The following is a 21477-nucleotide window of genomic DNA, read 5'->3' as shown; positions in this document are numbered from 1 at the left end:
GTGTGTGCCGAGTCCTGCCTCGGCATCCCATGGCTTACTCAGCCGGGGGCATCAGCACCGAGTCGATCAGGTACACGGTGGCGTTCGCGGTCTGCACTCCACCGCAGATGACGTTGGCGTCGTTGACCATCAGCTCGTCGCCGCTGCCGGTGACCTCGAGGTCAGCTCCCTGAACGGTGGTCTGCATGCCGACGATGTCATCAGGCGTGATCTGTCCGGGGACCACGTGGTACGTCAGGATCGAGCTCAGCGTGGCGCTGTCGGTCTTGAGAGCCTCGATGGTGGCCGGGTCGATCTTTGCGAATGCGTCATCGACCGGCGCGAAGACGGTGAACTCGTCGCCGTTCAGCGTGTCGACGAGGTTGACATCCGGGTTCAGCTGGCCGCTGACTGCTGCGACGAGCGTGGTGAGCAGCGGGTTGTTGGATGCTGCGGTGGCGACCGGGTCAAGAGCCATGCCCTCGACCGATCCTGCGCCGTCCGGCACAGCCTCTGCGTATGCGGCGCAGCCGGCGCCGACCAGGTTCGCGGCCGGGTCCATCGTCTCGGGTGCCATCGTCTCCTCGGAAGACTCCGGTGCCGTCGACTCTGCCGGCTCGTCCGTGGTTCCGCCCATGGAACATGCGGAGAGCAGGAATGCGCTCGCAAGGCCGAGGGTGATCGCTGCGGTGACCTTCTTCTTGGTGCTGAACATCTCGAGCTCCTTCAGAACTGTGCCACGGCCTCTCCGTGGCGTTGACAGCTGTTCGGAGCCCCCCGGATATCGGATGGGAGAAAGTTCAAAAGTTTTTTCGTCGCGGCCCGATCCAATCCGTTTCGAGGGCTGTCGCGAACAGCTTTCGACGAACAGCACTTAAGAGGACTCGATTCCGTCACTTTCGGGCGGCGGCTGCACGAGAAAGCAATGTGGATGCGGCATGCTTGTAGAGATGGTCATCGATGGGATGGACGTACCCGAAGACGGTACGGCAAAGGATGCTGTCGCTGACCTGCTCGTTCGCATCGGCGACGGTGACCAGCGCGCATTCGCGGAGCTCTACGACTCTCTCTCCTCGAGGGTGTTCGGGCTCATCCTCCGTGTGCTCGTCAACCGCTCGCAGAGCGAAGAGGTGCTTCAGGAGGTTTTTCTGGAGATCTGGCAATCCGCTTCCAAGTTCGCTCCGAACAAGGGGCAGGGAAGAACCTGGGTGATGACGATCGCGCACCGTCGTGCGGTCGACCGGGTGCGTGCGTCCCAGTCCAGCGCGGACAGAGACGTACGGGCCGGGTTCAGGGATATCGGGGTCGCGCACGACAGTGTCGCGGAAACGGTCGAGCTGGGTATCGAGGGCGAGAAGGTCGTGAATGCTCTCTCGGGTCTTCCCGAGGCGCAGCGCGAAGCTCTCGTTCTGGCCTACTACGGCGGATACAGTCAAAATGAAGTCGCGGTGCTCGTGGGGGCACCGCTGGGGACGATCAAGACACGGATGCGAGATGGGCTCTCGCGCCTGAGGACAGCCATGGGGGTGACAGCATGAACGAGCAGGAATTCGCGGAACTCGCGGCAGGAGCAGCACTCGATGCGCTGTCGCCCGATGATCAGCAGCGTTATCACGCGGCGCTCGCCATGCACCCTGAGTGGCAGCGCATCGCGGATGCGGATGCCGAGAGTGCGGCGCTCCTCTCCACCGGTGTCGCTCCGACCGCTCCCTCACCCGAGATCCGCGCTGCGCTGCTCGCACGTATCGCCGTGACGCCGCAGAGCGGCGATGTGATCATGACGGGGTCGGCGACGGACGCTCTGCCAGAGTCAGCACCGGATGCGAAGTCAGCACCGGATGCGAACTCAGCACCGGACGTCGCTCGTGCCGTCTCCACGCAGCCCTCATCGATCGGCGGCGAGGCGAGCCCCAAGGCTCCGGCGCACCGCCTGCGCATCCTCTTCGCACTCGCCGCGTGCCTCGCACTGCTCGTCGGTGTCGGCGTCGGGGCGGTAGCCGTCAACGAGTACCTGAATCGGCCCGCGAGCGTGATCGCCCTGCAGGACATCCAGGCGTCCGGCGACGCGCAGCAGGCCAGTGTCCCGCTCGAGGGCGGCGGCACCGCCACCGCGCACTGGTCGGCATCGCTCGGAAAGTCCGTGCTCGTGACCGACGGCGTACCCGCTCTGTCCGAGGGCGAGACGTACGAGCTCTGGTACGTCCGAGGCGAGACTCCGATCCCGGCCGGCGTGTTCGCGGTCGATGACGGAGCGGCGACCGCGGTGCTCGACGGCGAGATGCATGCCGGCGATGTGATCGCCGTCACCGTGGAGAAGGCCGGAGGGTCGCCGTCGGGGCTGCCGACGACCGACCCGGTGGTCGTCATCCCCACCGCCTGACGTCGTCGATCACGCGTACCCTGGACTGATGCCCGAGCAGTTCTCGCGTCCTGTACGCCGCCCGACCAGCGCTTTCGACAACATCGTCGGCGCTCACGACCCTGCGGAAGAGACGAGAGTCGCGCACGCGACCGCATCCGCCCTGCTCACGCGGGTGCGCGCGGACGAGAGCGGTGTCAGTGCGGACCGTCTCGTCGCCTTCACCGCCGAGCACGGTATCGACGAGATCGCCGAGTTGTGGTCCAAGGCGCCCGCGCGGACGCTGCCGGGCGCGCTGTGGCGCCTCTACCTGCTGCAGCTCGCCATCCACAGCGATCCGCAGACGGCGGCGCTGCTCTACGAGCGCGGTCGGGTCGAGTTGACCTCCGTCGACTCGGTGGTAGCCGGCGCCCCGGTGCCGGCGAATCCCGACGAGCTCGTCGCCCTCATCGACACGATTCTCCGTGGCGCGTTCCGTGGCGACTTCGCGGTCGCCCTCGACCGTGCCGCGGCTTTCTGCCGGGTGCAGGCATCGGGCGCCACGCACACCGCCGATGACTACGAGGCGACCGAGCCCTCGCGTGCGAGCGAACTCACGACCAGGGCCCTGCGGCTCAGCAGCTACGCGCAGGACCTGTCGGCGTCGGCGGTGCTCTGGCGCACGGATGCGCTCGCCTGAGCCGAACGGCCCCTGCGGATCCGCCCCCAGACATGAAAAGACCGGGCCGCAAGAACGCCTCTCGGCGGAAGGCCGCTCATAGCGGCAAAATTTGGAGCCCGGGGTTATGCGGCCCGGCCATTCCATTGTAACAAGATCGCACTGCGGCTATTCCCGGGAGTCTAGGCTCGGAGCATGACCCGGCGCTTTGCTCTCATGATCGATCCGGCGGCACCGGACGCGGACCGCTCCGATTACGCCGACACCTTCACGCTCGTCGATGCGGCGGCGCCCGCACTGAGTGTGGGGGAGCTGAGCACCCAGCGCGGTGACGGCGTCTTCGAGTCGATCGGCGTCGTCGACGGGCACGCGCAGGAGGTCATCCCTCATCTCGAGCGGCTTGCGCACTCCGCCCAGCTCTGCGACCTGCCGCTGCCGAATCAGACCCAGTGGAGACAGGCCATCGAGCAGGCGGCGAGCCACTGCGAGCAGGGCGAGTACGTCATCAAGCTCATCCTCAGCAGAGGCGTCGAGCACGGACCCACCCCGACCGCGTGGGTCACTGCTGCACCGGCATCCGACTTCTCCGAGGTGCGGGAGCGTGGCATCCGCGTGGTCACGCTCGACCGCGGATACGATCTCGACGTCGCCGAGAACGCGCCCTGGCTGCTGCTCGGCGCCAAGACCCTCTCGTATGCGGTGAACATGGCCGCGCTGCGCGAAGCGCACCGGCGGGGCGCGGACGACGCGATCTTCCTCTCCCGCGACGGCTTCGTGCTCGAGGCGCCGACCGCCTCACTGATCCTGCGCCTCGACGACCGATTCGTCACGCCGGCGCCGAACGGCGGCATCCTGCACGGCACGACCCAGCTCAGCGTCTACGAATACCTCGCCGGCCGCGGTTTCGAGGTCGAGTACGGGCAGATCCCGGCATCCGACCTTCCCCGGGCGGATGCCGCCTGGCTGGTCTCGAGCGTCCGGCTCGCCGCTCCGATCACCGCAGTCGACGGTGTCGAGCTGCCGGTCGACCACGCGCTCACTGCCGACCTGAACCGGTACCTGCTCTCCCCTCGCGACTGACGATCGCCCCGGACTGACTGTCGCCTCGATCGCACTTGGAAAACGCAGATCATCCGCGTCCTCAGCGGTGTGGCGCCGGACGACATGCCGGGGTGACGGCCATCGCTCTGGGATTCCCCTCTCATCAATGCCCGTCCTGGAGCAGCGCACCGTTGATCGCATCGACAACCGCCTGCCAATCGTGCACGATCATCCCGTAGGTGAAACGTAGGGTCTGATAACCCCGTGCGGCTGCGGCTGCGTCTCGCTGAAGATCCTTCGCCCTCAGATCCTCGCCGTCGTGGTTCGCGCGTCCATCGGCTTCGATGATCAGGCGCGCTCCGACGACGAAGTCCACCTCTCCCACGCCGGCGATCCACACCTGAGGCCGGGCTTCTATGCCGAGCCGGTGCAGCCGGAGACGGAGGAGCGACTCTACTCTAGTCCGCTGTCGGCATCCGCTCGTGCGAAGGCGACGAGCCACCTCATCGCGACCGGGAGATGCGCCACGAGCCACGTCAGATCCCCGGCTCGAAGCAGCGACTGCCGCAGCGCCGACTCCAATGCCGCGAAGAACGTGTCCTCCGACGCGCACTGTGAGATCTGCAGAATTACGTTCCGGACCGGCGGTGGCGCGCCGACGGCGACCTTTCCCTCGTCCCAATGGATATGGCAGTCCTCGCAGGAAGAGCGCGGTGTTCCGGCCGTCCCCATCCAGACATGGCATTTCGGCGGTGTCTCGAGGATCCAGAGACCGTATAGCAGCCCCGCGGCGCAGCATCCGACCGTGCCGCCGTGCGAGGCTGCGTGGACGATGCGGTCCTGAGTGTCAGCGAGCGCGTACACGCCTTGGCGGGGCCGGACAACCTCCCCCGATCTCACGGCCCTGGTGAGTTCGGAATCGGTCACCCCCAGACGTTTCAGTTCGGAGGTGCGAGCCATGCGGCGGAGTGTGCGGAGAGCGGAGTCCGCTCGGGTGAACGTCATCCGAAGACGATGGATGATCGCCGTCGTCACCGACCTGAGAAATCCTGTGTTCTCCCATGTTCTGTGCATGGCGCATCCGGGCCTCCAGAAGTGCAGGCCCGGTCATCGACGGGAAAACCCAGACCGTCGGCCTCCCGAGCCGCGCGTCGAGAAGTCGACACGCGGTCGTGGGACGCGATGGTCTGGGTTTTCCAGGGGGCAGAAGAGGGGAGGGGATGCTTATCCGAAGCGACCCGAGACGTAGTCCTCGGTGGCCTGCACCGACGGGGTGGTGAACATCGTGCGGGTGTCGTCGTACTCGATGAGCTTGCCGGGTTTGCCGGTGCCGGCGATGTTGAAGAACGCCGTCTTGTCGGAGACACGGCTCGCCTGCTGCATGTTGTGCGTCACGATGACGACCGTGTACTGGGTCTTGATCTCGGCGATGAGCTCCTCGATCGCGAAGGTGGAGATCGGGTCGAGGGCCGAGCAGGGCTCGTCCATCAGGATCACGTCGGGTGAGACGGCGATCGCGCGGGCGATGCACAGACGCTGCTGCTGTCCGCCCGAGAGGCCGGAGCCGGGGCGGTCGAGGCGGTCCTTGACCTCGTTCCAGAGATTGGCGCCGCGCAGCGACTTCTCGACCAGGGCCTCCTGGTCGCTCTTCGCCATGCGCGTGTTGTTGAGCTTGACGCCCGCGAGCACGTTCTCCTTGATCGACATCGTGGGGAACGGGTTCGGGCGCTGGAACACCATGCCGACCTGGCGACGCACGAGCACGGGGTCGACGCCTGCACCGTAGAGGTTCTTCCCGTCGATCAGCACCTCGCCCTCGACGCGGGCGCCGGGGATGACCTCGTGCATGCGGTTGAGGGTGCGCAGGAACGTGGACTTGCCGCAACCGGACGGGCCGATGAATGCCGTGACGGTGTTGGGCTTGATGTCGATGCTGACGCCTTCGACGGCGAGGAAGTCGCTGTAGTAGACGTTGAGGTCGTTGACTTCGATGCTCTTGGACACGAGAGGGATCCTTTGGTTCAGTCGGGTATGACGGCTCAGCGGCCGTTGATCTTGGGGGCGAACACCTTGGCGATGATGCGTGCCACCAGGTTCAGCACCATCACGATGACGATCAGGGTGAGGGCCGCGGCCCATGCCCGGTCGAGGTAGGCATCGACCGGGATGCCGGGGTACTTCGCCTGCATGTACGAGAACACGGGTAGCGTCGCCATCTGGCCGCCGAACATGTTCAGGTTCATGCCCTGGACGACTCCGACGGTGAGCAGCAGCGGCGCGGTCTCGCCGATGACGCGCGAGATGGCCAGCATGATGCTGGTCAGGATTCCGGCGATCGCGGTCGGGAGCACGACCTTGATGATCGTCAGCCACTTCGGCACGCCGAGTGCGTAGGCCGCCTCGCGGAGCTCGTTCGGGACGATGCGCAGCAGCTCTTCGGATCCGCGCACGACGACCGGGATCATCAGCACCGAGAGGGCCAGGGAGCCCATGATGCCCATGCGGGTTCCGGGCCCGACGATCAGTGCGAACACCGAGTAGATGAACAGACCGGCGACGATCGAGGGGATGCCGGTCATGACGTCGACGAGGAACGTGATGCCGCGGGCGAGCTTGCGGCCTTCGCCGTACTCGACCAGGTAGATCGAGGTCATCAGGCCGATCGGCACCGAGATGATCGTCGCGCCGAGGGTGATCAGGAGCGTGCCCCAGATCGCATGGACCGCGCCGCCGCCCTCGCCCACGATGTTGCGCATCGAGAAGCTGAAGAACTCGCCGTCGAACCGCATGAGGCCGTTGACGACCACGGTGTAGAGCAGCGAGATGAGGGGGAGGAGCGCGACCACGAAGGCGCCGGACACGAGCGCGGTCATGAGTCGGTCGATCGCGTGACGACGGCTCTCGACCACGGTGGAGATGACGAAGACGAGCACCATGTAGAACACGAGGCCGACCACGAGCGTGAGCGCGATGTTGAAGTCGGCCGGGTCGCCGCCGGCGTTCATGAAGGCGAAGATCGTTGCGGAGATGACGAATGCGACCAGCAGCAGCGCCCACGGTGCCCACTTGGGCAGGTGGCCCGCCGAGGTGGTGTGCACGGGGGCGACGACGGACGACGGCGCGGGGGAGGGAGTGAGTGTGGCGGTCATGTCAGTTGGCTCCCGAGAACTCGGCGCGGCGCGAGACGATCCAGCGGGCCACGAAGTTGACCGCGAAGGTGACGATGAAGAGGATCAGACCCGCCGCGATGAGCGTGTTGACGCCCTCGTCGTGGGCCTCGGGGAACCGCAGCGCGATGATCGCGGGGATCGTCGTGGGGTTCTCCGGGTTGATCAGGTTGAACGTGATGATGCCGAGAGGCGAGAGCACGAGCGTCACGGCCATGGTCTCGCCGAGCGCGCGGCCGAGTCCGAGCATGGCGCCCGAGACCATTCCGCTGCGTGCGAAGGGGAGCACGGCCATCCGCACCATCTCCCAGCGTGTGGCGCCGAGCGCGAGCGCGGCCTCCTCATGCAGCTTCGGAGTCTGCAGGAACACCTCGCGGCAGATCGCGGTCATGATCGGGAGGATCATCACCGCGAGGACGAGGGATGCCGTGAGGATCGTCTTTCCGGTTCCCGAGGGCGTTCCGCCGAAGATCGGGATCCAGCCGAGGTTGGTGTTGAGCCACTTGTAGAAGGGCACGAGCATCGGCGCGAAGGTGAGGGCACCCCAGAGACCGAAGACGACCGACGGCACGGCGGCCAGCAGGTCGATGATGTAACCCAGGAATCCGGCGAGCCGGCGCGGGGCGTAGTGCGAGATGAAGAGTGCGATCCCGATCGCGATCGGTGCGGCGATGACGAGCGCGATGAGGCTCGACCACAGCGTTCCGAAGACGAAGGGCCAGACCCACGAGAGGAACGACTGGCCCTCGAGGATGTGGTTGTTCGAGGTGTCGGCCGACAGAGCCGGGATCGCCTGCACGATGAGGAAGACGGCGACCGCCGCGAGCGTGACGAGGATGATGATTCCCGCCGCCAGAGCGGTGCCCGAGAAGACGAGGTCACCCCGTCGGCGCAGCTGAGGGCGCGTCCCGGTGGAACGGGTGGTATCGGGACCCGTTGAGGTTGTGGTCATCGGAGCGACTCCAGGCTCTGAGGGACTTTCGGGGTTTTCATGCGGGTGCCCCCGGGCGTCGGTCTTGTACTACGACCGACACCCGGGGGCGTCGGACCGGGGCTCAGCGGTGGGCTGAGCCGACGGTCACTCCGTGACGATCGCGTCGATCGCCGTGTTGATCTGGTCGCGCAGGGTGTCCGAGATCGGCGCGCTGCCGGCGGCCTCGGCGGCGGCATCCTGGCCCTCGGCCGATGCGACGTACTCGAAGTACGCCTTCACGAGGCCTGCGGTCTCGGCGTCGTCGTACTCGACGCAGCCGATGAGGTACGAGACGAGCGCGATCGGGTACGAGCCGGCGGGGGCTGCGGCCGGGTCGACGGCGAACGCGAGATCGTGGTCCGAGCGACCCTCCTCGAGCGGCGACGCCTCGACGAGCGCTGCGGCGGCCTCGGCGGAGTACGCGACGTACTCGCCCTCGACCTCGACGGCGACCTGACCGAGGTCCGCGGTGCGCGATGCGTCGGCGAAGCCGATGTAGCCCACGCCGTTGGTGATCGCGTCGACGACGCCCGAGGTGCCGTCTCCGGCCTCACCGGTCGACAGCGGCCACTCGTCGCTGGCCTCGTAGGTCCAGACGTCCGGGGCGACGGCGCTGAGGTACTTGGTGAACGTCTCCTGCGTGCCGGACGCGTCTGCGCGGTGCACGGGGACGATCGCCTGGTCGGGCAGCTCGACGCCCTCGTTCTGCGACGCGATGGCGGCGTCGTTCCAGTTGGTGATGGCGCCCGAGAAGATCTTGGCGATGGTCTCGCCGTCGAGGTTCAGCTCGTCGATGCCCTCGAGGTTGAAGGCGACGGCGACCGGCGAGATGTAGACGGGAATCTCGACGATGTCGTCGGAGGTGCAGGAGCCGAAGCCGCCGGCGGCGATCTCGTCGGCGTTGAACGCGCGGTCGGATCCGATGAAGTTGGAGGAGCCGGCGATGAAGTTCTCGCGGCCAGTGCCCGAACCCGTCGCGGTGTAGTTCACCGTGGTGTCGGGGTTGGCGGTCTGGAATGCGGCGACCCAGGACTGCTGCGCGGCCTCCTGCGAGGAGGCGCCGGTGGCCTCGATGGTGCCGGAGAGGGTCGACTCGCTCGGCGCGTCGGTGGAGCCCGTGCCGCCTTCGTTCGCGGCACAGCCGGCGAGTGCGAGAGCGGCGACGGCGCCGATGGCGCCGATTCGTGCGATTCGGGAGATCTTCACTGTGGATCCTTCGATCTTGGATGGGTGGGGCCCGGTGCAGGGCACACAGTGACGCTATGTGCGGCGGTTAACGAGACTCTCCCGCGCAGGTGAACGGAAGGTGAACGGCGCGCGTCTCTCTGGGGTGCACCCCAGGCGCGCACTCGTGTCCCGAGGCCGCTCGACGAGCGGTCAGATCTTGGGGATGTGCGTCTCGATCGCGATGATCCCCGACCCGGGATGGGATGCCGAGACGTGTACGACCGAGAAGGCGGCCGGCTCGAGATCGGCTGCACTGTTGACGTACGAGCCGCGGATCGTGCCGGTTGCGAGTGCGATCTCGGTGAGGAGGCCCGGCAGTACGGGGCCGTGGCTGCAGAGGACGGCCGGCTTGACCGCCCGCACGCGGCGACCGATCACCGAACGCAGGTCGTCGTGTCCGTCCTCCCAGGCGTCCTGACTGATCTTCTCGGTCGTGACGACCTTGCGATCCAGAGCCTTCGCGAGTGGTTTGACCGTCTGCACGCAGCGCACGGCGTCGCTGGTGATGATCTTGCGTACTCCGAAAGCGCGCAGAGGGCCGACGATCGACTTCGCCTGCTCGCGGCCGCGATCGGTGAGCGGGCGTGCGGCATCCGCGCCGTCCCAGTCCGAGCGGGAGAGTGCCTTGGCGTGACGCAGCGCGATGATCGGGAAGGTTCGCAGCACGCCGTCATCGACGAGGTTCGCGAAGAAGTCGAGGATCTCGACGTCGACCGGATAGCTCAACCGGGAGCGTGCCTTCTTGACGCTCACCCACTCCAGGGCCGCGATCTCCTTGTTCGGAACGAAGGTCGATGCGCGGATGGCGTCGACGGTCGCCTCGGCCGCCCAGTAGTGCACGACCTTCTGCTTGCTCGAGGGCAGGTGGTAGCGACTCACGCCGACCGGCACGCCGAGAGAGACGCGGATGCCGGTCTCCTCGTGCACCTCGCGCACGGCGGTCTCTGCGAGCATCTCGCCGGGGTCGACCTTGCCCTTCGGGAGGGTGATGTCCTTGTACTTGGTGCGGTGGATCAGCAGGATCCGCAGTTTGCCGTCGATGAGTCGCCAGACGACGGCGCCCGCCGCGTAGACGGCTTTGTCCGTCCACTTCGAACTCGTCGCCTGGGCGCTCGACTGGCTGCTCATCGGACCGCCCGCGCTCGACGGCGCCGCTGGATCAACCCCATCGTCTTGTCCTGCAGATCGATGAGCGGCTTGCCGTCGGCGTCCTCGGAATGCCGCGTCCAGACTCCGTCCACACCCAGGTGCCACGAGGTGGTTCCGGGGTCCATGGCGAGATCGAAGAAGTCGAGCAGGTCCTTCATGTGCCCGGGGTCCGTCACACGCACGAGCGCCTCGACGCGACGGTCGAGGTTGCGGTGCATCATGTCGGCGCTGCCGATGTACACCTGCGCGTCGCCGTCGTTGTGGAACGCGAAGATGCGGGAATGCTCGAGATACCTGCCGAGGATGCTGCGGACGGTGATGTTGTCGCTGATGCCGTCGAGGTCGGTGCGCAGACTGCAGATGCCTCGCACCCACACGTCGACCTTCACACCGGCTGCGCTCGCACGGTACAGCGCGTCGATGACCTCTTCGTCGACCATCGAGTTGACCTTGATGCGGATGCTCGCGGGCTTGCCGTCTTCGGCGTTGCGCCGCTCGTTGTCGATCTGGCGTACCAGCCCCTTGCGCAGGTGCAGTGGGGCGACGAGAAGCCGCTTGAACTTCTTCTCGATCGCGTATCCGCTGAGCTCGTTGAACAGACGGGTGAGGTCCTTGCCGACCTGCGCGTCGGTGGTGAACAGTCCGAAGTCCTCGTAGATGCGGCTGGTCTTCGGGTTGTAGTTGCCCGTGCCGATGTGCGAGTAGTGGCGCAGCACGCCGTCTTCCTCGCGGATGACGAGTGCGAGCTTGCAATGGGTCTTCAGGCCGACGAGGCCGTAGACCACGTGCACGCCGGCCTTCTCGAGCTTGCGCGCCCAGACGATGTTGTTGGCCTCGTCGAATCGGGCCTTGACCTCGACCAGCGCCAGCACCTGCTTGCCGGACTCAGCGGCGTTGATCAGCGCCTCGACGATCGGGCTGTCGCCCGAGGTGCGATAGAGAGTCTGCTTGATCGCGAGCACGTGCGGATCGCGGGCGGCCTGCTCGAGGAAGGAGACGACGCTGGTCGTGAACGACTCGTACGGGTGGTGCACGAGCACGTCCGACTTGCGGATCGCCTTGAAGATGTCGGCCCGCGTGTTGCTTCCTGTCGGCTGGAAGGCGACAGCCGTGGTCGGCAGGTGCGGCGGGTAGCGCAGATCGGGGCGATCGATGCGCGACAGGTCGAACAGGCCGCGCAGATCGAGCGGCCCTGGCAGGCGGTAGATCTCCTGATCGGTGATCTCGAGCTCGCGGACGAGGAGGTCCATCGTGACCTCGTCCATGTCGTCGGTGATCTCGAGGCGGATGGGCGGGCCGAAGCGGCGTCGCAGCAGTTCGGCCTCGAGAGCCTGGATGAGGTTCTCGCTCTCGTCCTCCTCGATCTCGACATCCTCGTTGCGGGTGAGGCGGAACGCGTGGTGGTCGAGCACCTCCATACCCGGGAAGAGGTCTCCGAGGTGGTTCGCGATGAGCTCCTCGAGCGTGAGGAACCGCTTGATCTCGCCGGTACCGGGCACCTCGACGAAGCGGGGCAGCATGGGCGGCACCTTGAGACGGGCGAACTCCTGGCGGCCGGTGCGCGCGTTGCGGATGCGGATCGCCAGGTTCAGCGACAGCCCGGAGATGTACGGGAACGGATGCGCGGGGTCGACTGCGAGCGGCATCAGCACCGGGAACACCTGGGCGCCGAAGTACTCGGAGAGCTTGGCGCGCTCGTCATCGGTGAGCGCGGACCACTCGGTGATCTCGATGCCGGACTCGGCGAGCGCCGGACGCACGAGCGAGGTCCAGGCCTCGGCGTGGCGCAACTGCAGAGCGTGCGCCTCGCGAGCGATGTCGGCGAGTGCGTCGGCGGGGGAGCGGCCGATGTTCGTGGGGACCGCGAGGCCCGTCACGATGCGGCGCTTCAGTCCGGCGACACGCACCATGAAGAACTCGTCGAGGTTGCTCGCGAAGATCGCGAGGAAGTTCGCCCGTTCGAGTTCCGGCAGCGACGGATCCTCGGCGAGCTCGAGCACGCGCTGGTTGAACGCGAGCCAGCTCAGCTCGCGATCGAGGTAGCGATGGTCGGGGAGGAGCGCATCCGGGGCCTCGACGGCATCGAAGTCGTCATCTTCAGCGTCACCGAGACCAGCGTCGGCGAGAGCGGGATCGATCATGGGGTACATCTAAGCACCGTGAGGTGACGCGCGCGTGAACGGGCGTCGCATCCGTCAGCGCGTCGCCGGGACCGTCTCGTCGTCGTAGACGTTGAATCGGTAGCCGACGTTGCGCACCGTGCCGATGATCTGCTCCTGGTCGCCGAGCTTCGCGCGCAGGCGCCTGACGTGCACGTCGACCGTGCGTGTGCCACCGAAGTAGTCGTAACCCCACACCTCGCTGAGCAGCTGCTCGCGGGTGAACACCCGTGAGGGATGGGTGGCGAGGAAGTGCAGCAGCTGGAATTCCTTGTAGGTGAGATCCAGCGGACGGCCGCGTAGCTTCGCCGAGTACGACTGCTCGTCGATCGTTACGCCGGAGGCCTGCACACGCGAGGGTTCCGCGACCTCATCACGGCGGGCGAGCGCGAGGCGCACACGGGCGTCGGTCTCGGCCGGACCCGCGGTGGAGAGCAGCACGTCGTCGATCCCCCACTCGCCGGAGAGCGCGCTCATGCCGCCCTCCGTGACGACGAGGAGGAGCGGAGCATCCTGTCCGGTGGCGCGCAGCAGACGGCACAGCGACTTCGCCCCGACGAGGTCCAGGCGGCCGTCGACGATCACGATGTCGTAGTCGGGGGCGCTCACGAGTTGGGCGGGCTCGGCCGGGATCTGGCGCACACGATGGCTGAGAAGCTCGAGCGCGGGCAGGACCTGCTCCGAGACCGGAGCATTGGTCAACACCAGGACCTGGGCCACACGCACTCCTTCCGGGCGGCGGGATACGCCGTGCCGCAATGATACCGGGCGCTGATGGGTGAGAATCGTCGTCGGTGAGTCACAATGGATTCATGTCGGAACCTGCCCTCGCACCGCGTAACGCTTTCGTCGGTGTGCTCGTCGTCTGGGCGGTCGCCTTCGTCGCCTCCATAGCGGTGGGGATCTTCGTGCCCGAGGAATGGCGCGTGCCGTGGCTGCTCGTCGCCTTCGGGGGGATCGTGCTGCTCTCCTTCGCGGTGCAGCTCTGGTACGGACGCACCCAGGGATTCATCTTCCGCGTGAGCGGAAGCACGATCGGTGCGCTGCTGCTGATGGGTGTGATCTCGGTCGGATTCGGCCTGGCGGCCCTCGTCACTTGATTTCACGACGCGACACCCGCGCGCACGGAGGGTAATGTGGACGGTATGGACCTCCTGGCGCTCGAACTCTTCTTCATCGGCCTCCTGGGCCTTGCGAGCCTCGCGATCGTGTTCGTCTCGGTCGTCGTGCTGCGCAACCTCTTCCGCGGCCAGCGCTGAGCGCACCGTGCTCGAGCTGCCGACCGATCTTCCCGCAGACCTCGCGCCGCTCTCGTGGCTCGTCGGCGTCTGGGAGGGAACAGGCGTCATCGACTATCCGGTCGGTGATGAACGGCTCCAGGGCGAGTTCACGCATCGCGTGAGCTTCAGCCATGACGGCGGCCCGTTCCTGAACTACTCGGCCACAGCGACGTTCACCGGCGACGACCAGGCCGTCTCGATCCCGCTCGTCGCAGAGACCGGGTTCTGGCGGCTCAGCCGTCCGGCGACGGACGCCGATCCCGGCCCCGGTCTGCTGCCGCCGCTCACCGAGCCGGTGACGCGCGGAGTCGACGACGTCGAAGAACTGCGTGCCGCATCGGGGGGATTCCCCATCGAGGTCTCGATCGCCCACGCCGACGGAACACTCGAGCTCTACCTGGGCGAGATCAGCGGTCCGCGCATCGACATCGCCTCCGACGCGATCGTCCGCGGTGCGGGAGCCAAAGAGTACGGCGCCGCGACGCGCATGTACGGACTCGTCGACAACCACCTGCTGTGGGCCTGGGACATCGCGGCCCTCGGCACTCCCATGCGGGCGCACGCGTCTGCGCGATTGGCCAAGGTCTGACATGACCGGTTTCACCGACATCCCCGGCGCTGTGCTCGCTGGCGACGGCATCGCCCACTTCGGCGATGCGTTCCGCGAGCAGCGCCGCCTCGCCGCGGGCGGGGCGATCGTGCCCCTCGACGACCGGACGGTCATCGAGGTCGCAGGGCCCGAGCGACTGGGCTGGCTGGATTCGATCACCTCGCAGTCCGTGGGCCGACTCGCTGCGGGTGAGAGCACCGAGCTCCTCGTGCTCGACCCCCAGGGCCGCGTCGAGCACGCGGCCGGCGTCCTGGACGACGGATCGTCCACGTGGCTGATCGCGGATGCCGGCGACGCCGAAGCGCTCGCGACGTGGCTGACGCGGATGAAGTTCCGCACGCAGGCCACGGTGGACGTGCGCCCTGACCTCGTGCTCCTCGGCTTCGTCGACGGCGGCACGGCCGCCGATCGCGCACTCGCCGCGGCATCGGCTCCTGCCGGCGCTCCACTCGTCTGGGTCGACCCGTGGCAGCGCGTGAGCGCGGGCGGTCACCAATACGCCGAGACGGCAGAGCACCCCGGTGCCGAACTCGACTGGCGTGTGGCGATCGCCACGAACGAGGCCGCAGACGCGCTCGCCGCGACGCTCGCGGCCGACGAGGTCGCCGGCCTGCTCGCCGCCGAGGCGCTGCGTGTCGCAGCCTGGCGGCCGCGGTGGTCGGCCGAGGTCGACGAGCGCTCGCTGCCGCATGAGTCCGACTGGATCCGCACCGCCGTGCACCTGAACAAGGGCTGCTACCGCGGGCAGGAGACGGTTGCGAAGGTCCACAACCTCGGACACCCGCCGCGTCGGCTCGCGGCCCTCCACCTCGACGGGAGCGAGGCCGTGCTTCCCGCCGTCGGTGATGCGGTGCTCGCCGGTGACGACGAGGTCGGTCACATCACGTCGGTCGCCCGCCACCACGAGGACGGACCCATCGCGCTCGCGATCCTGTCCCGCCGCACTCCGGTCGGAGATCTCATCGTCCGCGCAGAGGGCGCCGACATCGCCGCGACCCAGCAGGTCATCGTGCCCGCGGATGCCGGTGCCACGGCCGACATCCCTCGCCTCACGCGCCTGTCACGACGCCCGAGCGCACCGGATCCCCGCCAGGCGAGCTGAGCGCGCGGATCACGCAAGCGGTGCGACGGCCTCCCACGGGAGGGTGAGCTCGCCCAATCGCCATCGGCTCTTGCTACCGAGCACCGGCCAGCCCTGATCGCGCAACGCTCCGACGGCTGCGAGGAACCGCTGCGTCGCCCCGAACGTCGACAGGGGTGCGGCTCTGTCCCATTCACGGTCGAGGTCGACGAGCAGCGCGTGCACCCGTTCGCCGGGGACGTTGCGATGGATGAGCGCCTTGGGCAGCCGCTCGGCGACGATGCTCGGATGCTCGAGATCGGCCAGCCGCAGCGAGATCGTGAAGCGCTGCGGTGCGCCGGCGGGGTCGACGTCGATCCAGCTCGACACCCGACCGATCTCGTCGCAGGTGCCCTCGACGAGCAGACCGTCCGCTGCGAGGCGCCCGGCCATCGTGCGCCAGGCTCCCGGCACATCGGCCTCGTCGTACTGGCGGAGCACGTTCATCGCCCGGATCACCGCGGGGCGACGTCCTGCGGGAAGAGGCACCTCGAACCCTCCGCGAGCGAAGGACACCCGCAGATCGGGGGAGAAGGGGGTGCTCCCCGCCTGCACCTCGACCAGCTGCCGAGTCGCCGTCGCGACCCTGGCCGGGTCGATCTCGAGGCCGCGCACCTCGGCATCCGCCCGCACGCGCTGCAGTCGGGTCGCGAGCTCGAACGCGGTCACGCCGCTCGATCCGTAGCCGAGGTCGATGACCAGCGGATCGGCGGCGCGTCGGAAGGCCGGGCTCGCCGCGATCCATCTGTCGTTGCGTCGCAGCCTGTTCGTCCCGGTGGTGCCGCGGGTCGGCCGACCGAGAGGAGATGACGCCATGCGTCAATCCTCGCAGGGCCGGGGCGTGGACGCGTGGACCTCCGCCGATAAACTGGGCTCATGACTGCGAACCGCACCCTGATCCTGCTCCGTCACGGCCGGAGCGAGTGGAACGAACTGAACCTCTTCACCGGCTGGGTGGACGTCCGCCTGAACGAACAGGGCAAGAACGAGGCTCGCCGAGGCGGCGAGCTGCTGGCCGAGGCCGGCATCCTGCCCGACGTGCTGCACACCTCGCTGCTGAGCCGCGCGATCCAGACCGCGAACATCGCCCTCGACGCCGCAGATCGGCTGTGGATCCCCGTGACCCGCTCGTGGCGGCTCAACGAGCGCCACTACGGTGCGCTGCAGGGCAAGGACAAGGCCCAGACCCTCGAGGAGTTCGGCCCCGAGCAGTTCCAGCTGTGGCGCCGCTCGTTCGACGTGCCGCCGCCCCTGCTCGACGACGAGAACGAGTTCAGCCAGGTCGGCGACGTGCGCTACGCCGACATCGATGGAGAGGTGCCGCGCACCGAGTCGCTGAAGCTCGTCATCGACCGCCTGCTGCCGTACTGGAACGACGCCATCGTCCCCGACCTCGAAGCCGGCAAGACGGTTCTCGTCACCGCCCACGGCAACTCGCTCCGCGGTCTCGTGAAGCACCTCGAGGGCATCAGCGACGACGACATCGCCGAGCTGAACATCCCCACCGGCATCCCGTTGGTCTACGAGCTCGACGAGAACAACGTCCCCACGGGACCCGGCCGCTACCTCGACCCCGAGGCCGCCGCCGCCGGTGCCGCAGCGGTCGCCGCGCAGGGCAAGAAGTAACACCGCAGACGAAAGGGGGCGGATGCTGTCAGCATCCGCCCCCTTTCGCGTGTCTCGTGCGCCTCAGGCGTGGCCGAGCTCCTGCTGCTGCTCGATCGCGAGGGCGATGTCCTCTTCTTCGATGCGCCAGTCACCGGTCGCCAGGTAGATGACCTTCTTCGCGACGGCGACCGCGTGGTCGGCGAAGCGCTCGTGGTAGCGGCTGGCGAGCGTGGCGTCGACGGTCGCTGTGGCCTCGCCCTTCCAGTTGTCGCTGAGCACCTTCTCGAAGACGCTGGCATGCAGCTCGTCGATGTCGTCATCGGTGTTGCGGATGGTGTCGGCCAGCTTCAGATCCTGCGTGCGCAGCAGTTCGGACAGTGTGCGCGAGATCTCGACGTCCAGCTCGCCCATCTTCGTGAAAGTGCCCTTGAGGCCCTTCGGGATCGCGCGCTCGGGGAAGCGCAGGCGTGCGAGCTGCGCGATGTGCTCGGACATGTCGCCCATGCGCTCGAGCGAAGCGCTGACGCGGAGTGCGGTGACGACGACGCGCAGGTCACGTGCGACCGGCTGCTGACGGGCGAGGATCTCGATGGCCTGCTCGTCGAGGGCCACGGCCAGCTCGTCGATCTTGGCGTCATCGGCGATGACCTCTTCGGCGAGCTCTACATCGCTGGTCGCGAAGGAGCGGGTGGCCTTGTCGATGGAGACCGTGACGAGGTCTGCGATCTCCACGAGCTGGGACTGCAGGTCCTCGAGGGACTGATGGAAGACTTCGCGCATGTCGGCGCAACCTTTCGTTCGGGTCTCGGCTGTGATGTCAACGCGAGACGGCCGGGCCGTTCGCGCGAGAGGAGAGCTCAGCGCTCCCGCACAGGCCCGAAAGCGATTGTCTGCTCCGAAGGTTAACGAACGGTGCCCAGCACGTGAATAGTACTTCTCGCTGCGCCGCGACGGCGGGTGAACCCGCCGATCCGCAGGTGAACGCACTCTACGCTGGGGTTATGACCTTGCCGCAGATCGCGCTGCTCGCGTTGGCCGTCGGCCTCGTGATCGGCGTCGGCCTCTCCCTGCTCGTGGCATGGGCGTATCGCGCGAGAGCGCGGGTCGCCGAGGAGACCTCGCTCTCGGTGCCCGAAGGCGTCACCGCGGTGCTGGGCAGCATGGACGACGCGGCCTGCGTGGTCGACTCGTCCGGGCTCGTGCTCGCGGTGTCGAATGCGGCGACGCGCTTCGGTATCGAGGTCGGCGCTCCGCTCGAGAATCCAGAGCTGCGTCAGCTGGTGCGCGGCGGTCGGAACGAGGGCGGCTCGGCCTCCGAGTCCATGCGACTGACGCGCGGTGGCCTCAGCCTCGACCCGCGTCTGGTGTCGGCCCGCGCGAGCGTGATCAGTCCGCGGATGACCCTGCTGATCATCCGCGACGTGACCGAGCAGGAGCGCCTGGATCAGATGCGCCGCGACTTCGTGGCGAACACCAGTCATGAGCTGAAGACGCCGGTCGGTGCGGTCACGCTGCTGGCCGAGGCCATCGAGTCGGCGGCGGACGACCCCGCTCAGGTTCGTCACTTCGCCACCAGGATCTCGGCGGAGGCCGCGCGTCTCGGCCAGCTCACCGGGCGCATCATGAGCCTGTCGAGGCTGCAGGCCGAGGACGCGCTGTCGGATGTGCGACCTGTCGCGATCGATGAGGTGCTCGCGACGGCCCTCGAGGCGCATGTCGTGCAGGCGGACTCGGCAGGTGTCGAGATCGCGCGCGGCGGCGACAGGGGAGTGTGGGTGCGTGGCGACTCGCAGATCCTCATCGAGGCGTTCGGCAACCTCATCGCCAATGCGATCGCCTACTCGCCGAAGGGCTCCCGGGTCGGCATCGGCGTGAAAGCCGACGAAGGCGTCGTCGAGATCGCCGTCTCGGACCAGGGCATCGGGATCGCCGAGGGTGACCGTGAGCGCATCTTCGAGCGCTTCTACCGCGCGGACGAGGCCCGATCTCGCCGCACGGGCGGCACGGGCCTCGGACTCTCGATCGTCAAGCACGCGACGCAGAGACACGGTGGCGAAGTGAGGCTGTGGTCACGCCCCGGACGCGGATCGACCTTCACCATCAGGCTTCCGAGGATCGATGCTCCCCCGAGGATCGACGCGGACAAGAAGAACAAGAAGAAGCGCGAGCGCAAGGCGGCGAAGGCCGCGACTCGCGTCCGAAACGGAGAGAACGCATGACCCGCATCCTTCTCGTCGAAGACGAGCCCGACCTCGCCGACCCGCTCGCCTACCTGCTGCGCCGCGAGGGGTACGAGGTCGAGATCGCCGAGGACGGGCCCGGCGCTCTGACGGCGTTCCGCGAGCGCGGAGCCGACGTGGTGCTGCTCGACCTCATGCTGCCGGGGATGCCCGGCACCGAGGTGTGCCGGCAGATCCGTTCCACCTCAGCCGTGCCGATCATCATGGTCACGGCCAAGGACTCGGAGGTGGACATCGTCGTCGGGCTCGAGCTCGGCGCCGACGACTACGTCACCAAGCCCTACTCGTCGCGTGAGCTGCTCGCCCGCATGCGGGCGGTGCTGCGCCGCGTGGTGCAGGCCGAGAACGAACTCGACGAGCGCGTGCTCGACGGCGGACGGGTCTCGCTCGACATCGACCGGCACACCGTCTCGGTCGCCGGTCAGCAGATCAACATGCCGCTGAAGGAATTCGAGCTCCTCGAGGTGCTCATGCGCAACTCCGGTCGTGTGCTCACCCGTGGCCAGCTCATCGACCGCGTCTGGGGCAGCGACTACTTCGGCGACACCAAGACGCTCGACGTGCACATCAAGCGCATCCGCTCGCGCATCGAGGAGAACCCGGGGGAGCCCGTGATGCTCGTCACCGTGCGCGGACTGGGCTACCGCTTCGAGGGCTGAGCGCACACGTCGCTCAGGCGACGGAAGAGGCCGGCATCCCTGGGGGTGCCGGCCTCTTCGTCACATCGTGGTGCGGATCACTCCTGCGGAGCCGGTGCCGCCGTGTCGGTCGGGACCGGCGTCGGCTCGGCCTTCTCGGCGGTGGGCACGAGGTCGGCGTAGTACGGCAGCGCGCCGTCGAGCACGGGGATCTCGGTCTTGGTGCCGGCGCCGTCACCCGACTGGAAGTGGATCTCGATCGTGGCGCCGGGCATCGTGTCGAGGCCGTCGATGCGCAGCGGCTCCTCGTCGGCGCCGAAGCTGACGGTCTTGCCCGCCGGGACCGAGACGGTGAACGGGTCGAGGCCCGCGACGGTCATGGTGAGCGTGGCCTTCTCGGCGGTCGGGTTGACGACCGCACCGATGAAGTTGCCCACCGAGCCGTCTTCGTTCGCGACGATGAAGGCGTTCCGCACGTCGATCGGTCCGTCGGAGTCGGAGACGTTCACGCCGTCCGAGGCCGAGTACTCGATGGTCGTCGCCTGCGGCGAGATGAACGTGCAGCCCGTCGCGCCGAGAAGAACGAGGGCGCTGATGGCGGCAGACGCAACAAGGCGCGATTTCACGGGTCCTCCTGAGGTCCGACGGGATATCCGCATCCCATTCTATGCGCAAGCGAGGGTGCGCCCGAGGACGTGGGGGCGCGAACCTTAGCGCATGTCTGCTGTGGTATCCTTGAGGTTGCCGAAAGGACAAGTTTTTATGCTTTTTGAGGTTGGCGAAACTGTCGTCTATCCGCACCATGGCGCTGCGACCATCATCGAGGTCAAGGAGCGCGTCATCAAGGGTGAGGCGAAGAAATACCTGAAGCTCAACGTCACGCAGGGAGACCTCATCATCGAGGTGCCCGCGGAGAACGTCGATCTCGTCGGGGTCCGCGATGTGATCGGCCGTGAGGGGCTCGACCATGTGTTCGAGGTGCTCCGCGCTCCGTTCACCGAAGAGCCCACGAACTGGTCGCGCCGTTACAAGGCGAACCTCGAGAAGCTCGCCTCCGGCGACGTGATCAAGGTGAGCGAGGTCGTACGCGACCTGTGGCGTCGTGATCAGGACCGCGGTCTCTCCGCCGGTGAGAAGCGGATGCTGGCGAAGGCTCGTCAGATCCTCATCTCCGAGCTGGCTCTCGCAGAGAAGACCGACGAAGACAAGGCGAGCGCACTGCTCGACGAGGTCCTCGCGTCCTGAGCGGATCGAGACAAGGCGGATGCT

At 67.4% G+C, this 21477-nt stretch carries 25 protein-coding genes; 12 read left to right on the top strand and 13 right to left on the bottom strand.

Features of this window, described 5'->3' with window-relative positions; all coding sequences use genetic code 11:
- Positions 1 to 34: 34 nt before the first annotated feature.
- Positions 35 to 694: a fasciclin domain-containing protein gene (locus RQG77_RS09615; RefSeq protein WP_311244524.1), complete on the bottom strand. Its 660-nt coding sequence runs from the start codon at positions 692 to 694 to the stop codon at positions 35 to 37.
- Between the two features lie 223 nt (positions 695 to 917).
- On the opposite strand from RQG77_RS09615, the gene sigK reads away from it, so the two are divergent.
- From sigK to RQG77_RS09595, 4 genes are all read left to right on the top strand, one after another.
- Positions 918 to 1517, top strand: a complete 600-nt coding sequence (sigK, locus tag RQG77_RS09610; protein WP_200934014.1) for an ECF RNA polymerase sigma factor SigK — start codon at positions 918 to 920, stop codon at positions 1515 to 1517.
- Positions 1514 to 2359: an anti-sigma factor domain-containing protein gene (locus RQG77_RS09605; RefSeq protein ID WP_311244523.1), complete on the top strand. Its 846-nt coding sequence runs from the start codon at positions 1514 to 1516 to the stop codon at positions 2357 to 2359. The genes sigK and RQG77_RS09605 overlap by 4 nt, the downstream gene beginning before the upstream one ends.
- Before the next feature lie 28 nt (positions 2360 to 2387).
- Positions 2388 to 3017: a DNA-directed RNA polymerase subunit beta gene (locus RQG77_RS09600; protein ID WP_311244522.1), complete on the top strand. Its 630-nt coding sequence runs from the start codon at positions 2388 to 2390 to the stop codon at positions 3015 to 3017.
- A 174-nt stretch (positions 3018 to 3191) separates the two neighbouring features.
- Positions 3192 to 4076: an aminodeoxychorismate lyase gene (locus RQG77_RS09595; RefSeq protein WP_311244521.1), complete on the top strand. Its 885-nt coding sequence runs from the start codon at positions 3192 to 3194 to the stop codon at positions 4074 to 4076.
- A gap of 124 nt (positions 4077 to 4200) precedes the next feature.
- On the opposite strand, the gene RQG77_RS09590 is transcribed toward RQG77_RS09595, so the two are convergent.
- From RQG77_RS09590 to RQG77_RS09550, 9 genes are all read right to left on the bottom strand, one after another.
- Positions 4201 to 4539 carry a DUF559 domain-containing protein gene (locus RQG77_RS09590; protein ID WP_311244520.1) on the bottom strand — a complete coding sequence of 113 codons (339 nt, stop codon included), beginning with the start codon at positions 4537 to 4539 and terminating at the stop codon, positions 4201 to 4203.
- Positions 4491 to 5042 (bottom strand): type IV toxin-antitoxin system AbiEi family antitoxin domain-containing protein, encoded by a 552-nt coding sequence (locus tag RQG77_RS09585; protein ID WP_311244519.1) that lies wholly within the window; start codon positions 5040 to 5042, stop codon positions 4491 to 4493. Before RQG77_RS09585 ends, RQG77_RS09590 begins: the two co-directional genes overlap by 49 nt.
- 219 nt (positions 5043 to 5261) lie before the next feature.
- Positions 5262 to 6041, bottom strand: coding sequence for a phosphate ABC transporter ATP-binding protein PstB (gene pstB / locus RQG77_RS09580; RefSeq protein ID WP_311244518.1), 780 nt, complete (start codon positions 6039 to 6041; stop codon positions 5262 to 5264).
- Positions 6042 to 6076: 35 nt separating this feature from the next.
- Positions 6077 to 7186, bottom strand: a complete 1110-nt coding sequence (gene pstA / locus RQG77_RS09575) for a phosphate ABC transporter permease PstA (protein ID WP_311244517.1) — start codon at positions 7184 to 7186, stop codon at positions 6077 to 6079.
- Between the two features lies 1 nt (position 7187).
- Positions 7188 to 8156 (bottom strand): phosphate ABC transporter permease subunit PstC, encoded by a 969-nt coding sequence (gene pstC, locus RQG77_RS09570; protein WP_311244516.1) that lies wholly within the window; start codon positions 8154 to 8156, stop codon positions 7188 to 7190.
- A gap of 126 nt (positions 8157 to 8282) precedes the next feature.
- Positions 8283 to 9383 (bottom strand): phosphate ABC transporter substrate-binding protein PstS, encoded by a 1101-nt coding sequence (gene pstS / locus RQG77_RS09565; protein ID WP_311244515.1) that lies wholly within the window; start codon positions 9381 to 9383, stop codon positions 8283 to 8285.
- A 171-nt stretch (positions 9384 to 9554) separates the two neighbouring features.
- Positions 9555 to 10532, bottom strand: coding sequence for an NUDIX domain-containing protein (locus RQG77_RS09560; RefSeq protein ID WP_311244514.1), 978 nt, complete (start codon positions 10530 to 10532; stop codon positions 9555 to 9557).
- Positions 10529 to 12694, bottom strand: a complete 2166-nt coding sequence (locus RQG77_RS09555) for an RNA degradosome polyphosphate kinase (RefSeq protein ID WP_311244513.1) — start codon at positions 12692 to 12694, stop codon at positions 10529 to 10531. The genes RQG77_RS09560 and RQG77_RS09555 overlap by 4 nt, the downstream gene beginning before the upstream one ends.
- Before the next feature lie 54 nt (positions 12695 to 12748).
- Positions 12749 to 13432: a response regulator transcription factor gene (locus tag RQG77_RS09550; protein WP_056312616.1), complete on the bottom strand. Its 684-nt coding sequence runs from the start codon at positions 13430 to 13432 to the stop codon at positions 12749 to 12751.
- A 92-nt stretch (positions 13433 to 13524) separates the two neighbouring features.
- Between RQG77_RS09550 and RQG77_RS09545 the strand changes: the two genes are divergently transcribed.
- Genes RQG77_RS09545 through RQG77_RS09530 form a run of 4 tightly spaced genes read left to right on the top strand, consistent with a single transcriptional unit; the run spans position 13525 to position 15704 of the window.
- The gene (locus tag RQG77_RS09545) at positions 13525 to 13812 is read left to right on the top strand and encodes a hypothetical protein (RefSeq protein ID WP_056312614.1); all 288 of its coding nucleotides are present in this window, start codon (positions 13525 to 13527) and stop codon (positions 13810 to 13812) included.
- 36 nt (positions 13813 to 13848) lie between these two features.
- Complete coding sequence (locus RQG77_RS09540; protein WP_311244736.1) at positions 13849 to 13971, top strand: hypothetical protein; 123 nt, start codon at positions 13849 to 13851, stop codon at positions 13969 to 13971.
- A gap of 7 nt (positions 13972 to 13978) precedes the next feature.
- Positions 13979 to 14581, top strand: coding sequence for an FABP family protein (locus RQG77_RS09535; RefSeq protein WP_311244512.1), 603 nt, complete (start codon positions 13979 to 13981; stop codon positions 14579 to 14581).
- 1 nt (position 14582) lies between these two features.
- Positions 14583 to 15704 carry a folate-binding protein gene (locus RQG77_RS09530; RefSeq protein WP_311244511.1) on the top strand — a complete coding sequence of 374 codons (1122 nt, stop codon included), beginning with the start codon at positions 14583 to 14585 and terminating at the stop codon, positions 15702 to 15704.
- 9 nt (positions 15705 to 15713) lie between these two features.
- Here the strand turns inward: RQG77_RS09530 and RQG77_RS09525 are convergent, their stop codons facing one another.
- On the bottom strand, positions 15714 to 16538 hold the full coding sequence (locus tag RQG77_RS09525) for a class I SAM-dependent methyltransferase (RefSeq protein WP_311244510.1): 825 nt from the start codon (positions 16536 to 16538) through the stop codon (positions 15714 to 15716).
- A gap of 60 nt (positions 16539 to 16598) precedes the next feature.
- Here RQG77_RS09525 and RQG77_RS09520 point away from each other — a divergent pair, with 60 nt between their 5' ends.
- Entirely contained in the window at positions 16599 to 17348 is a 750-nt protein-coding gene (locus RQG77_RS09520; RefSeq protein ID WP_311244509.1) for a phosphoglyceromutase, read from the top strand.
- Positions 17349 to 17411: 63 nt separating this feature from the next.
- Here the strand turns inward: RQG77_RS09520 and phoU are convergent, their stop codons facing one another.
- The gene (phoU, locus tag RQG77_RS09515; RefSeq protein WP_311244508.1) at positions 17412 to 18110 is read right to left on the bottom strand and encodes a phosphate signaling complex protein PhoU; all 699 of its coding nucleotides are present in this window, start codon (positions 18108 to 18110) and stop codon (positions 17412 to 17414) included.
- Between the two features lie 221 nt (positions 18111 to 18331).
- Between phoU and RQG77_RS09510 the strand changes: the two genes are divergently transcribed.
- Together RQG77_RS09510 and RQG77_RS09505 are read left to right on the top strand one after the other, a co-directional pair.
- Positions 18332 to 19549 (top strand): ATP-binding protein, encoded by a 1218-nt coding sequence (locus RQG77_RS09510; protein WP_311244507.1) that lies wholly within the window; start codon positions 18332 to 18334, stop codon positions 19547 to 19549.
- Positions 19546 to 20229: a response regulator transcription factor gene (locus RQG77_RS09505; RefSeq protein WP_056312600.1), complete on the top strand. Its 684-nt coding sequence runs from the start codon at positions 19546 to 19548 to the stop codon at positions 20227 to 20229. The genes RQG77_RS09510 and RQG77_RS09505 overlap by 4 nt, the downstream gene beginning before the upstream one ends.
- Positions 20230 to 20306: 77 nt before the next feature.
- Here the strand turns inward: RQG77_RS09505 and RQG77_RS09500 are convergent, their stop codons facing one another.
- On the bottom strand, positions 20307 to 20834 hold the full coding sequence (locus RQG77_RS09500) for a DNA modification methylase (RefSeq protein WP_311244506.1): 528 nt from the start codon (positions 20832 to 20834) through the stop codon (positions 20307 to 20309).
- Positions 20835 to 20970: 136 nt separating this feature from the next.
- Between RQG77_RS09500 and RQG77_RS09495 the strand changes: the two genes are divergently transcribed.
- Positions 20971 to 21453, top strand: a complete 483-nt coding sequence (locus tag RQG77_RS09495; RefSeq protein ID WP_056513806.1) for a CarD family transcriptional regulator — start codon at positions 20971 to 20973, stop codon at positions 21451 to 21453.
- Positions 21454 to 21477 lie beyond the last annotated feature (24 nt).

This window comes from Microbacterium sp. WCS2018Hpa-23 (assembly GCF_031843845.1).
In the GTDB taxonomy this organism is placed as follows: Bacteria; Actinomycetota; Actinomycetes; order Actinomycetales; family Microbacteriaceae; genus Microbacterium.
Note: the sequence above shows the minus strand (reverse complement) of the source record. Positions and strands in the feature narration are given on the sequence as shown.

Excerpts from the sequence above, each read along its gene's own strand:
- RQG77_RS09585 (WP_311244519.1), bottom strand. The coding sequence starts at position 5,042 with ATGACGTTCACCCGAGCGGACTCCGCTCTCCGCACACTCCGCCGCATG.
- sigK (WP_200934014.1), top strand. The coding sequence starts at position 918 with ATGCTTGTAGAGATGGTCATCGATGGGATGGACGTACCCGAAGACGGT.
- pstC (WP_311244516.1), bottom strand. The coding sequence starts at position 8,156 with ATGACCACAACCTCAACGGGTCCCGATACCACCCGTTCCACCGGGACG.
- RQG77_RS09495 (WP_056513806.1), top strand. The coding sequence starts at position 20,971 with ATGCTTTTTGAGGTTGGCGAAACTGTCGTCTATCCGCACCATGGCGCT.
- RQG77_RS09505 (WP_056312600.1), top strand. The coding sequence starts at position 19,546 with ATGACCCGCATCCTTCTCGTCGAAGACGAGCCCGACCTCGCCGACCCG.
- RQG77_RS09605 (WP_311244523.1), top strand. The coding sequence starts at position 1,514 with ATGAACGAGCAGGAATTCGCGGAACTCGCGGCAGGAGCAGCACTCGAT.
- phoU (WP_311244508.1), bottom strand. The coding sequence starts at position 18,110 with ATGCGCGAAGTCTTCCATCAGTCCCTCGAGGACCTGCAGTCCCAGCTC.
- RQG77_RS09520 (WP_311244509.1), top strand. The coding sequence starts at position 16,599 with ATGACTGCGAACCGCACCCTGATCCTGCTCCGTCACGGCCGGAGCGAG.
- RQG77_RS09600 (WP_311244522.1), top strand. The coding sequence starts at position 2,388 with ATGCCCGAGCAGTTCTCGCGTCCTGTACGCCGCCCGACCAGCGCTTTC.
- RQG77_RS09530 (WP_311244511.1), top strand. The coding sequence starts at position 14,583 with ATGACCGGTTTCACCGACATCCCCGGCGCTGTGCTCGCTGGCGACGGC.
- RQG77_RS09510 (WP_311244507.1), top strand. The coding sequence starts at position 18,332 with ATGACCTTGCCGCAGATCGCGCTGCTCGCGTTGGCCGTCGGCCTCGTG.
- RQG77_RS09595 (WP_311244521.1), top strand. The coding sequence starts at position 3,192 with ATGACCCGGCGCTTTGCTCTCATGATCGATCCGGCGGCACCGGACGCG.
- RQG77_RS09525 (WP_311244510.1), bottom strand. The coding sequence starts at position 16,538 with ATGGCGTCATCTCCTCTCGGTCGGCCGACCCGCGGCACCACCGGGACG.
- RQG77_RS09545 (WP_056312614.1), top strand. The coding sequence starts at position 13,525 with ATGTCGGAACCTGCCCTCGCACCGCGTAACGCTTTCGTCGGTGTGCTC.
- RQG77_RS09615 (WP_311244524.1), bottom strand. The coding sequence starts at position 694 with ATGTTCAGCACCAAGAAGAAGGTCACCGCAGCGATCACCCTCGGCCTT.
- RQG77_RS09555 (WP_311244513.1), bottom strand. The coding sequence starts at position 12,694 with ATGATCGATCCCGCTCTCGCCGACGCTGGTCTCGGTGACGCTGAAGAT.
- RQG77_RS09560 (WP_311244514.1), bottom strand. The coding sequence starts at position 10,532 with ATGAGCAGCCAGTCGAGCGCCCAGGCGACGAGTTCGAAGTGGACGGAC.
- pstA (WP_311244517.1), bottom strand. The coding sequence starts at position 7,186 with ATGACCGCCACACTCACTCCCTCCCCCGCGCCGTCGTCCGTCGTCGCC.